Consider the following 15,400-nt stretch of genomic DNA (forward strand, 5'->3'; position numbering starts at 1 on the left):
TTTTCAGTGAAGCTTTTAAGGGGCGCTGCAAATGCAGCGCCCTTTTTTGTTAGCGTACCTCTGCCATGATCTGGCGCGCGACACGATCTGCGCTGCCTGCGCTTAAGGCCCAGCCAAACATGCCGTGGCCTGTGTTGATATATCCGTTCTTCTGGGTCAAGCGCCCGATCACGGGCTGGCTATCTGGCGTGAGGGGGCGAAAGCCCATCCAGGGTGACAGGTCACCACTGTCCTCAGCGACCAGCGGAAACCGCTCGAACAAGCGCGCTTTAAACGTGTTGAGCCGCTTGGCCGATATGCCGCGCTGTTGCGGCACGAAATCGGCATAGCCAGCATAGCGAATCCGGTTGCCCAACCGCGTCACCACTGCCTTGTTTTCTGTGTCCGTAATCGCCAGATCTGGCACCGCCTTGCCCATCGGCAGCGACAGGCTATAGCCGGCCATTGGGGCCAAGGGCAGGTTTTTGCCCAGTCGTTCGCAAAGTTCGACCGATTGAAGCCCAGCACAAATCACAAATGCATCCGCCTCAACCCGACCTTGATCGGTGATTAGATAGCGCATTTCGTCCTTGTCCATAATCACATCGAGCACTTTTTGATTGGGCAAGAACTCACCAGCGCCTTCTTCAAGAATAGATCTGAGCGCCTCACGGGCAAACTTGCGGGCATCCCCCACCGCATCCGTGCCGCTATAGACCCCGCCATTGCAACGCCCTTGGAACTGGATGAATGTCGGTTCTTTGCGCACAACGCCTTCGTGATCGAGCACTTCGATGTCCGCGCCCATTTTCTTTTTCTTGTCTGCCCACAATTGGGCGGCGGTCAGGTTTGCGCCCGGCCCCAACAAGGAGACTTTGCCTGACGCGCGATAATCAAAATCAAAGTCATAAGTCTCCAACCATTCTTGAAACACCGCCTTTGACGTCAAACTCAACTCAAGATTGGCGAAGCTGTTTTTTTCATATTGGCTGGCCTTGGCCTGGGTCAAAAACTTTAGCGCCCAGGCAAAATAGTCTTTCACCCAGAGGGGGCTGACCTTACTGCTCGGGGATTGGCCCAGTATCACTTTCGGCATCAATGCCATTAGCGCCGGAGACGCCACCGCATCTACTGCTGAATAACTCAATTGGGCTGCATTTTGGGCGCTGGTGGCCGTGGCTGCGTCTGGTGCGCTATCAAGCAACACGGGATAAGCACCCAACTCCTTCAGGCGCAGGGCGGTCGTTACCCCCACAATACCTGCACCGATAATGGCCACCCTTGGACCTGTTTGCGCGGTTTGCTCTTGTGCCACGTTTGGCCTTTCTGACTTGAACTGCTAATAATTGCCACAAAAGTGCGCGATTATGGCGCAAATTTCAAATCATTGTTGCGTGGTTCTTATGGATATCCCCACAGCCCCTTTGGGGCAAAGCTTTGCTACTCTGCCGGACAGGTTTTTCGCCCCTGTGGCCCCCAGCCCAGTGACGGCCCCTGCATGGATGAGCTTCAATCAACAACTTGCGGCTGAATTGGGGCTCGACCTTGACTATTGGCAAGGTGAGGAAGGCCTGCACGTACTGGCAGGCAACAAGATTGTGCCGCAAAGCCAACCCGTGGCCATGGCCTATGCCGGGCACCAGTTTGGCAATTGGGTGCCGCAATTGGGTGATGGCCGCGCACATATTTTGGGCGACGTCACCAACGCGTCGGGGCAGGTATTTGATCTGCAGCTTAAAGGCTCCGGCCCGACGCCGTTTTCGCGCAATGGTGATGGCCGCGCCGCCATCGGCCCGGTCCTGCGCGAATATGTGATGAGCGAAGCGATGCATCATTTGGGCGTGCCGACCACGCGCGCCCTTGCCGCCATCTCGACCGGTGAGCGGGTGCAACGGGAAACGGGCTTGCCCGGCGCGATCATAACCCGTATCGCCACCAGCTTTGTGCGGGTCGGTACGTTTCAATATTTTATGGCCCGGGGTGAGCATGAGGCTTTGGCACAACTGGCAGATTTTGTGATCCAACGTCACTACCCAGCGCTTGAGGGCGACGCCCACAAATATCCCAAACTGCTGGAAGCGATTATCGCGCGCCAGGCTGAACTGATCGCCAAATGGCAATTGATCGGCTTTATTCACGGGGTAATGAACACGGACAATATGGCGGTTTCTGGCGAGACAATTGATTATGGGCCCTGCGCTTTTATGGACCATTATCACCCGGAAACTGTGTTCAGCTCGATTGATGAATTTGGGCGTTATGCCTATCACAACCAACCGCGGATCGCCCGGTGGAACCTTGGGGTGTTGGCCCAATGCTTCTTGCCAATCTTGCATGACAATGAAGATGCGGCGGTGCAGTTGGCGCAAGACGCCATCAATGAGTTTGCGCCACTTTATGATCAAGCCTTTCAAACGGGACTTTGCCGCAAAATTGGCCTGCGTTTTACAAAAGACAATATGGCATTGGCCGTGGCCTTTCTTGATTTATTGCAAAAGCATAATCAAGATTTCACCAATAGTTTCCGCGCCCTTGCGACCCTTGATCCGGCAGAGATTGAGGTGAATTCAAATCGGTTTGAGGGTGAAGGCTGGCGCGATTGGCTGGGCAAATGGGCTGCCGCGCATGACAATGAAGATGCATCGCTTGCCGCACGTCAAGACATGATGCGCACCTGCAATCCGCGCTTCATTCCGCGCAACCATGTGATGGAACGCATGATTGAAGAGGCCAAAGGTGGCGATCTCAGCCTGTTCAACACGCTCAATCAAGTCTATCAACGCCCCTATGACGACCAGCCGGAATTTGATGACTTCACTGCGCCGCCCACGAACGAAGAGCGGGTATTGAGAACTTTTTGCGGCACCTAATCTAGATCAATTTGCTGGTTGGTCTTCTCCGGTAATGTGCGGGCATCAATGGAGGCAAATTGATGCGCACACCGGAAAATGCTCAGATTAAACTGAAACGTACATTGTCGCTGCCCATGCTGGTTTTTTACGGCGTGGGCGTCACCATCGGCGCGGGCATATTTGCGCTGATCGGCGAGATTGTCGGCCTTGCAGGGCAGCAAGCGCCCCTCGCCTTTTTACTGGCAGGGATCATCGCCGCGGCAACAGGGCTCAGCTATGCCAAACTCGCGGCTGTATATCCGAGAGCGGGTGGTGAAGCCGTTTTTGTCAATATTGGCATCGGGTCGTTTTGGGGGCGTGTAGTTGGCCTCGGCGTCACAGCCACCGCCATCATTTCAAGCGCGGTTGTGGCCCTCGCTTTTGCCGGATATTTCCAACAATTGCTGCACTTGCCCACGCCACTCATTACCAGTGTGGTGATTCTCACGCTGGCGGGCATTGCCTGGTTTGGCGTGCGGGAAAGTGTGATTTTCGCTGCGATTATCACCCTTTTGGAAATCGGCACGCTTGTGGTGATCGGTTTTATGGGTGCGCCCAACTTGAACGATATTGGTTTTTTGGCACAAAGCCTTAATCCGTTTGCCGTGAACGCCAATATGGTGGCCGTGAGCACGGCGGCCATGATCGCGTTTTTCGCCTTTATAGGGTTTGAAGATATTGAGAACATGGCCGAGGAAACCAAGGACGCGCATAAAAATGTGCCTCGCGCCATTTTGCTGACGCTGGTAATCACGGTGATTGTTTATATGCTGGTGGCGCTGGTGGCAGTAACCAGCATGGATCAAGCGCAATTGGCAGGCAGCAAGGCGCCGATTGCCGACCTTTTCACTGCCCTCACCGGCCAATCTGGTGCGCCGATTGCTGTGATCGCCACCATTGCCATGGTCAATGGCATTCTGGTGCAAATCATTATGGCCTCACGGGTGCTTTATGGCATGGCACAGGAAAAGCTTGTGCCAGGCATTTTTGGGCTGCTGGATGCCAAACGCCAAACACCGCTGTTTTCCACTTGGTTTGTGGCCGGATTGACCATCATTCTGGCCATCAGCTTTCCGCTGGTCCATCTGGCGCAGGCCACCAGTGCCATTATTTTGTTTGTCTTCAGCCTGGTGAATTTTTCGCTGTGGCGGATTGCCCGTCGCAAAGACGCGCCGGCCTCATTGCGCAATTGGCAGTGGTTGGGCTTGTTCGGCGCCCTGATTTCCGCCGGACTATTGCTGAGCGAGGCGCTTAAGCTGGTTTAGGAAAAATACCCCGCCAATCCATTGACGGACTGGCGGGGCAAAACATTTAGCGGGAGACAATCTCCGGCCCCATCAACGCATAAGGGAGCGTGATTGAGAGTTGTGGCACGTAGGTGACGATCACCAAGAACACCAGCAACACCGCCACAAATGGCGCGGCGGCCTTGACCACCTTGAGCAAGCTCATCCCGGTTATCCCCGAGGTCACAAACAGGTTGAGACCAATGGGCGGCGTGATCATGCCGATTTCCATATTCACCACCATGATGATGCCCAAATGGATGGGATCAACGCCCAACTCAATGGCAATGGGGAACACCACCGGGGCTACGATCAGCAACAGGCCGGATGGCTCCATAAACTGGCCACCAATCAACAACAGAATGTTGACGGCGATCAGGAAGGTAAACCAGTTAAAGCCTGCATCCAGCATCAGGCCGGTGATGGCCTGCGGAATCCGCTCCGAGGTGAGCACATGGGCAAACAACAGCGCGTTCACGATGATGAACATCAACATCAAGGTCGTTTTAGATGCATCGACCATCACTTTGCGCGTGTCCTCGTGGAACATGGCGCCAGGGAACCGACGCACGATCAAGCCGAGGTTGCGGCCCCAGATGGGCAATCCTGCAACCAAATGCCCCGGCACACGGGCCAAACTGGATTCGGGATCACGCCAAATCGTATAGGCGATCATCGCGGATAGTCCGGCAATAACACCGATCCAAAAGCGCAGGCCAAGGCTCATCGCTTCACTTTCGCCAAAGGCGAAGAAGCTCAACGTCATCCACAAACCAAACAGGGATAGACCATAAACCGTTGCCGAAAAGCCGATCCGGGTTTTGGTGGGCGCATCTTCGGGCACCCAAGGGATGTCGCGCAAGGGCCCCATATCGCGATAAACAAAGATGGCGATCAAGAACGCATAGACGGCGGCCACGGCGGCGGCCTCAGTTGGCGTAAACACGCCGCCATAAATGCCACCAATAATGATCACGATCAGAAACAGGCCCCAACCAGCTTGCTTGCCGCCTTGCAAGATTTCGCCAAAGCCGCGCCATGGTTCGGCGGGGAGGTTTTTGATACGCGCCACAATGTAAATGGTGATCATCAACATGCCGCCAGCCACCAGACCGGGAATAACCCCAGCGAGGAACATGCGGCCCACAGACACGTCGGTTGCGGCCGCATAAACCACCATCACGATGGAAGGCGGGATTAGAATGCCCAATGTACCCGCATTGGCGATGATGCCCGCAGCGAACTCCTTCGAGTAGCCCACCTGCATCATGCCGGCGATGGCAATAGTGCCGATGGCCACCACGGTTGCCGGAGAAGAGCCGGACAGGGCGGCAAACATCATACAGGCCAAAACCGATGCCATGGCGAGGCCACCACGAAAGTGGCCCACGGTGGCAATAGCGAAGCGGATAATGCGCTTGGCCACACCGCCCGTGGACATAAAGCTGGCCGCGAGAATAAAGAAGGGAATGGCCAGCAAGGTATAATGCTGGGACGCGTTGAACAATTGAAGCGCCACAGAAGACATGGAATCGTGTGACAAAAAGGCGATCACGATGATGGATGACAGCCCGAGCGAAATAGCCACGGGCACGCCCAAAAACAAAAGGCCAAGGACCAGGGCGAAAAGAATTGCAGCCGCCATTATGCGTCCTCCCCTTTCAATACATTTTTGTTTTCTGCCACCAGATCTTCGGCTTCGTGGCCAGCGATGATCAGTTCACGCTCGCCACGTGCGATGTGGACCATGGCTTGCAAGGCGCGGAAGCCGAGCAAGCTGAGACCAACGGGCAAAATGAGGTAAGCTATCCAGCGCTTTACGCGCTCTTCGAGCCCCAAGGGCTCGGAAAACCATGCGGGGTACTTCAAATCTTCCAGCCCCAATTGCAGCTGGTACATTTTGGACCAATAGACAACAGCCCCACCCTTGGAGCTGGCACCAAAAACTTGTGCCCAATCCACTGAAATCAACATGGCGGCATAGAGGAAAGTGGCCCCGGCGCCGAATATGGCAACCGCGCGCATGGCCTTGGCGGGCAACATGCGGATAAAGGCGTCCACGCCCAAATGGGTGCCCATTTTGACGCCATAGGACATGCCAAAAAGAATGAGCCAAGCAAATAGAATGCGGGTCAATTCCAACGCGCCGTTGAAGCTGGTGTTAAAGCCATAGCGCATAATGACTTGCACAAAAGAAATGATGGTGATCAAAGCCAACAATGTGGCCAGCACATTTTCTTCCAGCCGTGTCACCGCTTCCGGCCAACGCCGTTCCGCCAAAAACAACAATGCAATCAGCACTGCCATAAAGATATAGAGCCCCGTCGCGGCCATATCTCACTCCCCCCAACAAATCGATCTAAGGATCTGGTCGAAAAATGGAAAAGGGCGATTTCGCCCTTTTCCAGCTTGATGATTATTCGCCTGCTGCTACAGCGGCGTCGATCACATCTTGACCGATATCGTCTTTAAACTGATCCCAAACTGGGCGCATTGTTTCGACCCACACTTGACGCTGTTCTGGTGTCAATTCGCGTACAACGCCACCTGCAGCCACGATGCTTTCGCGGGCTTCTTCGTTCAACGCCGTTGCTTTGGCATTCGCCGCCACAACTTCTTCATTGAAAATGGTGAGGAACTGCTCACGCACGTCTGGATCAAGGCTATCGAGCCACTCTTTGGACGTGATGGCCAAATAGGTCAGCAATTGGTGGTTGGTCACGGTCACGCCATCTTGCACTTCAAAGAATTTCTTTGAGTAGATGTTGGACCAAGTGTTTTCCTGACCGTCCACAACGCCAGTTTGCAACGCGCCATAAACTTCTGAGAAGGCCAGTTTCTGCGCTGAAGCGCCCATGGCTTCGATCATGGCCACAGCCACGTCAGATGTTTGCACGCGGAACTTTAGGCCTTCCGCATCGGTTGGTGCGATCAATGGGCGTTTGGCAGAGAAGTGCTTCAGGCCGTTATAGATATAGCCCAAGCCAACATAGCCTTTGTCATTGATTGCGTTCAGCAAATCTTTGCCCACAGGGCCTTGCGTGAAATTGTTCACCGCATCCATGTCTGGGAACAGGAACGGCAAATCAAAAACGCGATATTTTTTGGTGAAGCTTTCAAACTTTGACAATGACGGCGCGGCAATTTGCACGTCACCGAGCAACAAAGCTTCCATCACTTTGTTGTCGTCAAACAAGGTTGAGTTGGCGAACACTTCCATACAGGCGGTGCCGTCCATTTCTTCATTTACGCGTTTGGCAATTGCCGCTGCCGCCTCCCCTTTGGGGTGACCAGTTTCCGCGGTTACGTGGCTAAATTTGATGACCATTTCGCCAGGATCGCAATTGGCGAAAGCTGGTGTGGCCATAAGGCTAGCGCTGACGATGGCGCCAGCTGCGAGTTTTTTAAACATATATCCCTCCCAAGGATTTTAGAGTCACGGCCCTCCGACCGCTCCCTCTGAACATTGCAAGGGGCGTGCCAAACACGAAAGTATAAAAATATTACATATATTTCAAAGGCTTAATTATTTTCGACATACGAAGCGCTTCTCCAGATGTGTAGATTTTCACCCGCATCGCTTGGCGAATGTGTAGATTTCTACACATTTTCGCCCTCAATATCCGTGTCCAGTCCATATTTTTTTATCTTGTCATAAAGCGTTTTGCGGGAGATGCCCAACGCCTCATAGGTCGGTTTCAGCGCCCCTTGATTGCGTGAAATCTCCTGAGCGATGACCGATTTTTCAAACCGCGCCACCTGATCGCCCAAATGATGGGTAACGGCCTCATTTTCTTGCGGTGTTTCTGCTTCACCCAACCCTAATCCCACGCCCAGCACAAACCGATCCGCGCAGTTGCGCAATTCGCGCACATTGCCGGGCCAATCATGGGCGTGCAGCGCGGCGACAATATCCGGGGTAACCTCAGGGATTTCTTTCCGAAACCGCGCCCGGGCTTGTCGCGCCAAGCGATAAAACAGCATCAAGATATCTTCAGATCGATGACGCAGTGGCCACATATTTATGCTGGCCACATTCAGGCGGAAATATAGGTCCTGTCGAAACGTGCCCTGGGCACTCGCTTCGGCCAAATCTTCTTTGGATGCGGCGACAATGCGGATATCCAGCGGAATGGTTTTGTTGGACCCCAGGCGCTCCACCCCACGGGTTTCCACCACCCGCAGCAATTTGACCTGCAAATCAAGTGGCATGCTCTCAATTTCATCTAGGAATAGCGTGCCGCCATTGGCATATTCGATTTTGCCGATACGCTTTTGGGTTGCGCCCGTAAATGCCCCTGGCTCATGACCAAACAATTCACTCTCGATGATCTCGCCGGGCAAAGCACCGCAATTCACTGCCACAAAGGGTTTGCTTTTGCGGGCCGAGTGCTCATGCAGCGCACGCGCGACCATGTCTTTGCCGGCGCCGGTTTCGCCATTGACCATCACATCAATGTCGGCCCCTCCGAGCATTTTCACCTGTTGCCGAATTTGCACCATATGGGCAGAGCGACCGATCAAGGTTTCATCGAGCAGTTCTTCGCTGTCGATTTCCTCGCGCAGCACGCGATTTTCGAGCACCAAGCGGCGCTTTTCCACCGCGCGATTGATCACCAGGGATAATTGGCTGGTTGGAAAAGGCTTTTCGATAAAATCATAGGCCCCGTCACGCATTGCCGACACGGCCATCGCCACATCGCCATGGCCAGTGATAAAGATCACCGGCAGTGCCGGGTCAATCTCAATCACTTTTTTCAAAAACTCCGGCCCCGACATTTCCGGCATGCGTACATCGCACACGACCACGCCAAAAAGCTGGAAATGCACTTGCGGCAATGCCTCGGCCGCGCGGCCAAAGCTCATCACCTCATATCCGTCCAGTTCCAGCGCTTGTTCCAACGCATGGCGCAAATCATTGTCATCATCAATGAGAAATATTTGGGGAGATTGAGAGATGGTCACGCGCGTTCTTCCTTTGTCGTTTCGGCGTGGTGATGCCGCGGTAATTTAACGTAGAAGGCCGCGCCACCCATTGTGCTGGCACCCACGTCAATCTCGCCATCAAAATCATGGACGATGTTGTAGGCAATCGACAGGCCAAGCCCAAGGCCCTCGCTGATTTCTTTTTGCGATACAAAGGGGTCAAATATGCTGCGTCGATCCGCTTCGCTAACGCCTTTGCCGCTATCTTCCACTCGCAATATGACTTCCTGCTCATCGAAATCAACAGACAAAAACACCAGGCTTTTTTCCGTGTTGGCAGCAGCGTCGATGGCATTGGACAGCAAATTGACCAGCACTTGTGACAAGCGCAGGCTGCCCCCTTTCACCATAATTCTTTCGAGCGGTAGGGTGAAATCCAGCTCAACCTTTTTGGCTTTGGCATGTGGATCGACCAGAATGATCGCCTCCTGCATAAGCGGCCCCACCTCGACGGCACGCAACTGCGTGCCCGGTTTTCGGGCAAAACTTTTCAACGTTTTTGAAAGCTTGGCCATGCGGTCTGTCATATGGGTGATGCGTTCAAGATTTTCGTCCGCTTTTTCACTGCGGTCACGCTCTAAAAACGCACGTGCATTATCTGCATAGGCGCGAATGGCGGCGATGGGCTGATTATATTCATGGGATAGGGCGGCAGACATTTGCCCGATTGAAGCCAGTTTTGCCGACTGGGTGAGATCAAGCTGCGCTTGCCGCAATGCCGCTTCAGCTTGGATGCGCTCATCATATTCACGCGCGAGCTCTTTGGTGCGTTCTACCACCCGACGCTCCAGCTCTCGAGCGATGTCACGCTCTTGTTCGTAGCGCAGGCGGATAATATGCCAGCGCTGAATCAACAAAAACAGCATACCGCCCAACACAATCGCCGACAGCACCACAATAAGCTTGAATTGATTGCGGGCATTGGCGACGGGGTCATAGCGTTCAAAAACATTCAGATGCCAATCATAAAGCGGCAGATATTCTGAGCGGGCCAAATAGGGGATGGGGCGACCGCTGCCGCGATTGAGCATGAATTGGGTGAGCGCCTTAGGATAGGTTTTCACCATTTCGGCTTGTAAATTATTGGCCAGTTGATTGCCGACGACCAAACTGCCATCTGGCTTGGTGACAAACACTGGCTCGTTGATCAAGGCCCATGCTGTACCCAGCGTTTGCAAATCGACATAGACGGTGACGGTGCCAAGCGTGTCGCTTAGACGTTGCACCCGTGAGGAAAAGACGTAAGCGATCTGATCGTCGCTGGTGCGCAGGGTTTTGCGGCCCAGCCGACCTTCCATCGCGGCACGGTGCAAATCGGGATCGATTTGTGCTGGGGCAAACTGTTCTGATTGGAACTGGGCGAATACTTCACCCGTCTCGTCAGCCAATTGGATATTGGCGGCGCCGGAAAGGCCGGCAAGCTTGTTGAGCAATTGTTCGGTGCGGTGATCGCCCAGCCCCGCGCCTTGCGCTGTGAAGAGAAAGGCGACATCCGGCTCACGCGCGACAATGCCCGTGAGCAGCCGGTATTTATCAAACAGGCCGTTGATCGCCTCCTGCTGCAACGCAAAGACCTGGTTGATTTCGCGTTTCACTTCTTTGAGCGCGCGATCCTCAATCAAAGGCAGCCCAACGGTGAGGATAATCGCGACAATAATCGCCACACCGCTGACCAAGGTCACAATCTGGGTGCGAAACGAATGGGACAAAAAGTGTATGGCGCGCGATAAAAACTGCATGAAGCAGTTTTTGCGCCCAAACCGGATAAGGTCAAGCGCGCGTTGCGCCAATCGGCCTATTAGCGACTAAACTGATTTGTTCAGATCGCTTTGGTTTTCACATTTATGCGTTTCAGAATGAGAGTCAGCTTCTTATTCGACGGGCGCACAATAAAGGGCTTCATGGCAGTTCCTCAATATTTGTCACTTTGATCAAAGATCGGTTTTCTCAATACGCCAAACAAAACAAGGACGACGAGCAATACGGCAAAGCCGAGCAGGGCAAGACTGTAAAATCCAAAACCGAGCATCATGCCAATCGCGCCTGAACTCCAAATGCTGGCACCAGTCGCGGTGCCAATTATTCTGGGTTCATCACCGCCAGACTTAATGATCGCGCCAGCGCCCAAAAAGCCGATGCCGGTAAGAACACCTTCTACAATACGCAGCAGGCCGAGCTTTAGATTAGTATTGCTGCCCGCGTAGTAGGCGACAATTTCTTGCCCCATAATGGCGAGCAGGCATGTGGTCGACGCCACAATCATAAAAACGCGGAAGTCTATGGGCTTGTTTTTTAAATTCCGATCGAGGCCGACGCAGAACCCGAAAAGAAGCGCCAGCGCAACACGCGCCACCGCGTCGGGCCATGTCAGGGTCTGAAATTGCAAAAACTGGTCCATAAACGCCCAAGTTCAGATTTAGCCTTGCTATTGCAGTGCAATCAAAACGAGCCAGGCGGTGAATGGTTCCCAATTCGTTAATTTTTTAGTGGGGCTGATGGACTCTTACAAAAATATCTGCTCAATAAAGTGCAGGTTTAATTTATTTTTTATTGAGCAATATGTTTGAGTTTATTTTTTCCGCGGCCAATGTGCCGTTTGGCGTCGCGTTGGCGATTGTGTTTTTCATTGCATTGCTGGAGGGCGTGGGCGCACTGTTTGGTGCAGGGCTCAGCCAATTTGTTGACAGCATGCTGCCCGAGATGGATTTTGATCTCGATATTGCAGGCCCTGAAATTGAATCCCCAGGCATTTTTGTTCAATTCTTAAGCTGGCTCCGCTTTGGCCAAGTGCCTTTTATCATCCTTCTGATTGTGATCCTGACCTTATTTGGGTTGATTGGCTTTGCCCTACAGGGATTTGTGGCGGAAACATTTGGCGCCCCGCTGCCCGCATGGATTGCTGCGCCATTGGCTGGCGTGGCCAGTTTGCCCCTTATCCGTGGGTGTGCCGGGTTTTTGAACCGCATTATGCCGCGGGATGAAACGGATGCAATTTCGCGCACCGAATTGGTTGGGCATCATGGGGTGATCACGTTGGGGCGGGCCGAGCCGGGCTCACCCGCGCAAGCGCGCATCAAGGACGCGCTGGGCAACAGCCATTATGTGATGGTGGAACCCTATGAGGGCGAACACGCCTTAGAGCAAGGCGATCAAATTACACTTTTGCGGCAAGACGAAACCCGTTTTGTGGCGATGAAAAATCAAACTGAAAACTAAAACTTAAAATCCTTTGGGGAGGACCCATGAGTAGTTCTGCACTTCAAATACTGGTGTTTGCCGGTATCATTCTGATTGCCTTATTGACGATCGGCATCATTGTTTCACGGCTTTATCAACGCGCGTCGAAAGAGATGTCGTTTGTGCGCACAGGTTTTGGCGGCCAAAAAGTCATTATGAATGGCGGCGCGCTGGTGTTGCCGGTTTTGCATGAAATTATCGCCGTCAACATGAACACGCTGCGTCTTCCGGTGCGCCGGGCAGACGATCAGGCCCTGATCACGAGAGACCGGATGCGGGTTGACGTTGTGGCTGAATTTTATGTGCGCGTACAGCCTACAGCTGACTCAATTGCAAATGCGGCACAAACTCTTGGTTCGCGCACCATGCGGCCCAGTGAGCTGAAAGATCTGATCGAAGGTAAATTCGTAGATGCTTTGCGCTCCGTCGCGTCTGAAATGAGCATGGAAGAATTGCACGAGCAGCGGGTCAGCTTTGTTCAAAAAGTGCAACAAGTTGTGTCTGAGGATTTGTTGAAAAACGGTTTGGAACTGGAGAGTGTATCACTTACCGGGCTGGACCAGACCAGCATGGAATATTTCAACCCTAACAATGCGTTTGATGCCGAGGGTTTGACCCGGCTGACGCAGGAAATTGAATCCCGCAAAAAAATCCGTAACGACATTGAGCAAGATACTGGAGTTCAAATTCAAAATAAGAATTTGGAAGCCGCTAAGTTGAAGTTCGATCTCTCGAAAGAAGAAGAATATGCTCGCTTGCATCAAGAGCGAGAAGTTGAAGTGCGTCGTGCGCAACAGGCAGCGGAAATCGCTGTCGAGCAGTCGGAAAAACGCAAGGACGCGGAACGTGCACGGATCGAAGCTGAACAGCAAATCCGTCAATCTGAAATCACATCTGAGCGCGCGGTTGAAGAAGAACGTATTGCTAAAGAGCGGGTGATTGAAACTCAAGATATTGAGAAGCAAAAGACCGTTCGCATTGCCTCACAAGATCGCGAAATTGCTATTGCTGAAAAGTCAAAAGAGGAGAGCTTGTCGCGCGCGACTGCGGATGAAGCCCGCGCCAAAGCTGTTGAGGCGGAAGAAAAAGTTGTTTCTGCCCGTGAACGGGAAATCGCTGAACGGCAAAAACAAATCGAATTGATCGAAGCGGCAAAAGAAGCGGAGCGTGACGCGATTAGCCTGAAGGTGGTGGCGGAAGCCCAGAAGGTGGCCGCGGCGGACAATGCCGAGGCTGTGCGTGAAGAAGCACGTGGTGAGGCCGACCGTGTCACCATCAGCGCGAATGCAGATGCGGAAGCAGAGAAAACCCGCGCGGCCGCGTCTGAAATTCGCTATGCGGTGGAAGCGACAGGTAACCGCGCTTTGAACGAGGCGGCGAACCTGCTTTCCAATGACCAGATCTCCATGAAGATTAAGCTGTCTTTGATTGAGAATTTGGAAAACATCATCCGTGAAAGCGCCAAGCCAATGGAAAACATTGATGGCATCAAGATCATCCAAGTTGATGGGCTGACCAGCGCTCCGGCCGGGGGCAGCAATGGCCACGCCAATGGCGGTTCTGGCGGCAATTTGTCAGATCAGGTCGTGAATAGCGCTCTGCGTTATCGTGCTCAGGCGCCGCTATTGGATTCGTTGCTGAAAGAGGTTGGCCTTGATGGACATGACATTAATGGGCTGACCAATGCAGTGGATGATTTGATTTCTGCGCCGAAAGCTTCATTGCAAGAGGATGGTCCAACCGAAGAGGACATTGAGCAAGCCGCAATAGCAGATCGTGCCAACAAGGCCGCCAAAGCCCCAAAGGCAAATGGCGCAGAAACGCGAGAAGCGATTGGGGAAAAGCCCAAGTCAGATTCGAAGAATAAGAAATCATAACCACCACCACTTTCGTTGATTTTAAAGGGCGCTTCGGCGCCCTTTTTTTGCGCGATGGAACAGTTTTGGCCGGCAAATCGTTGATTAAATAAGAGTTTTTAAATGTAGAGGAGAACCATGAATATGCACGCGCAGAAAACGGCGGTTCTTTATCGCATGGTGACCCCCGATCACATTTGCCCGTTTGGTGTTAAATCAAAGCATTTGTTGGAGAAACACGGGTATGAGGTGGAGGATCATCACTTAAAAGATCGCGAACAAACCGATGCCTTTCAAAAGGAACATCAGGTCAAAACCACGCCGCAAACCTTTATTGATGGCAACCGTGTGGGCGGCTTGGACGAGCTGCACGACTATTTGGAAGAGCCATCCATGAAGCAGGAAGGCACCACCTATCAGCCTGTGATCGCCATATTTGCCACTAGCTTTTTGATGGCCCTCGCCATTGCCTATACAGCAAACAGCTTTTCGGTGGCGCGGGTGATTGAGCTATTTGTGGCCACCAGCATGGCGGTGTTGGCGGTCATGAAACTGCGCGACCTGTTCAGCTTTACCAACCAGTTTGTCACCTACGACTTGCTGGCGCGCCGTTATGTGCCTTACGGCTATTTTTATCCGTTCGCTGAGGCAACAGCTGGTATTTTAATGGTGGCGGGCGCTCTGATTTGGGTCGCGGCTCCCCTTGCCTTTTTCATTGGTACGGTTGGCGCCATTTCAGTTTTCAAGGCGGTTTATATCGACAAACGAGAACTTAAATGCGCCTGTGTTGGCGGCGACAGCAATGTGCCCCTGGGCGCGATTTCGCTCACCGAGAATTTGATGATGGTGGGTATGGCCATTTGGATGGTGTTCAGCCGCTTGCTCTAGCGGTTGCTCACTTCAGGCGGGCGCCAATTTCAGTTCAGCAGTGCGCTGAAGGGATGGCGGCCCGCGCGTTTGCGTCACCGCACACGCCCTGAGCGTGATCAAATAAAAGCGGCTGATCGCTTGTTTTTTCGTTCAGACTCGCCTATGTCCCCAAGCATTGGGGAGTAGCCTCCTTTACCGGGATTCAGTCAACACACTTGCGCTCATCGCATGGCTGGATCGACGCTTCGGCGTTTGGCGAGACCAATATTGTCCATGTGCGTCCGCCATGGGCGAA

At 53.1% G+C, this 15,400-nt stretch carries 12 protein-coding genes and 1 riboswitch; of the genes, 5 read left to right on the forward strand and 7 right to left on the reverse strand.

Annotated features, from left to right (window positions below):
- Positions 1-49: 49 nt before the first annotated feature.
- Positions 50-1,294: an FAD-dependent oxidoreductase gene (locus MXMO3_RS16820; RefSeq protein ID WP_117396635.1), complete on the reverse strand. Its 1,245-nt coding sequence runs from the start codon at positions 1,292-1,294 to the stop codon at positions 50-52.
- Positions 1,295-1,382: 88 nt separating this feature from the next.
- Here MXMO3_RS16820 and MXMO3_RS16825 point away from each other — a divergent pair, with 88 nt between their 5' ends.
- Together MXMO3_RS16825 and MXMO3_RS16830 are read left to right on the forward strand one after the other, a co-directional pair.
- Positions 1,383-2,849 carry a protein adenylyltransferase SelO gene (locus MXMO3_RS16825; protein ID WP_117396636.1) on the forward strand — a complete coding sequence of 489 codons (1,467 nt, stop codon included), beginning with the start codon at positions 1,383-1,385 and terminating at the stop codon, positions 2,847-2,849.
- Between the two features lie 62 nt (positions 2,850-2,911).
- Positions 2,912-4,135, forward strand: coding sequence for an APC family permease (locus tag MXMO3_RS16830; RefSeq protein ID WP_117396637.1), 1,224 nt, complete (start codon positions 2,912-2,914; stop codon positions 4,133-4,135).
- A 46-nt stretch (positions 4,136-4,181) separates the two neighbouring features.
- Here the strand turns inward: MXMO3_RS16830 and MXMO3_RS16835 are convergent, their stop codons facing one another.
- The 6 genes from MXMO3_RS16835 to MXMO3_RS16860 all read right to left on the reverse strand — a co-directional run bounded on the left by MXMO3_RS16835 (position 4,182) and on the right by MXMO3_RS16860 (position 11,528).
- On the reverse strand, positions 4,182-5,801 hold the full coding sequence (locus tag MXMO3_RS16835; RefSeq protein ID WP_117396638.1) for a TRAP transporter large permease: 1,620 nt from the start codon (positions 5,799-5,801) through the stop codon (positions 4,182-4,184).
- Positions 5,801-6,490 carry a TRAP transporter small permease gene (locus tag MXMO3_RS16840; RefSeq protein ID WP_027835560.1) on the reverse strand — a complete coding sequence of 230 codons (690 nt, stop codon included), beginning with the start codon at positions 6,488-6,490 and terminating at the stop codon, positions 5,801-5,803. The genes MXMO3_RS16835 and MXMO3_RS16840 overlap by 1 nt, the downstream gene beginning before the upstream one ends.
- An 82-nt stretch (positions 6,491-6,572) precedes the next feature.
- Positions 6,573-7,568, reverse strand: a complete 996-nt coding sequence (locus MXMO3_RS16845; protein ID WP_117396639.1) for a DctP family TRAP transporter solute-binding subunit — start codon at positions 7,566-7,568, stop codon at positions 6,573-6,575.
- Positions 7,569-7,756: 188 nt separating this feature from the next.
- Complete coding sequence (locus tag MXMO3_RS16850; RefSeq protein WP_425462125.1) at positions 7,757-9,121, reverse strand: sigma-54-dependent transcriptional regulator; 1,365 nt, start codon at positions 9,119-9,121, stop codon at positions 7,757-7,759.
- The gene (locus tag MXMO3_RS16855) at positions 9,118-10,881 is read right to left on the reverse strand and encodes a sensor histidine kinase (RefSeq protein ID WP_117396640.1); all 1,764 of its coding nucleotides are present in this window, start codon (positions 10,879-10,881) and stop codon (positions 9,118-9,120) included. The genes MXMO3_RS16850 and MXMO3_RS16855 overlap by 4 nt, the downstream gene beginning before the upstream one ends.
- A 173-nt stretch (positions 10,882-11,054) precedes the next feature.
- Positions 11,055-11,528 (reverse strand): MgtC/SapB family protein, encoded by a 474-nt coding sequence (locus MXMO3_RS16860; RefSeq protein WP_162889325.1) that lies wholly within the window; start codon positions 11,526-11,528, stop codon positions 11,055-11,057.
- 173 nt (positions 11,529-11,701) lie between these two features.
- Between MXMO3_RS16860 and MXMO3_RS16865 the strand changes: the two genes are divergently transcribed.
- From MXMO3_RS16865 to MXMO3_RS16875, 3 genes are all read left to right on the forward strand, one after another.
- On the forward strand, positions 11,702-12,358 hold the full coding sequence (locus MXMO3_RS16865) for a YqiJ family protein (protein WP_117396641.1): 657 nt from the start codon (positions 11,702-11,704) through the stop codon (positions 12,356-12,358).
- A gap of 26 nt (positions 12,359-12,384) precedes the next feature.
- Complete coding sequence (locus MXMO3_RS16870; protein WP_117396642.1) at positions 12,385-14,256, forward strand: flotillin family protein; 1,872 nt, start codon at positions 12,385-12,387, stop codon at positions 14,254-14,256.
- Between the two features lie 117 nt (positions 14,257-14,373).
- Positions 14,374-15,123: a MauE/DoxX family redox-associated membrane protein gene (locus MXMO3_RS16875; protein ID WP_117396643.1), complete on the forward strand. Its 750-nt coding sequence runs from the start codon at positions 14,374-14,376 to the stop codon at positions 15,121-15,123.
- Between the two features lie 147 nt (positions 15,124-15,270).
- Positions 15,271-15,359: riboswitch (yybP-ykoY riboswitch) on the forward strand.
- Positions 15,360-15,400 lie beyond the last annotated feature (41 nt).

Origin of the sequence: Maritalea myrionectae, assembly GCF_003433515.1 — a bacterium.
Classification (GTDB): domain Bacteria; phylum Pseudomonadota; class Alphaproteobacteria; order Rhizobiales; family Devosiaceae; genus Maritalea; species Maritalea myrionectae.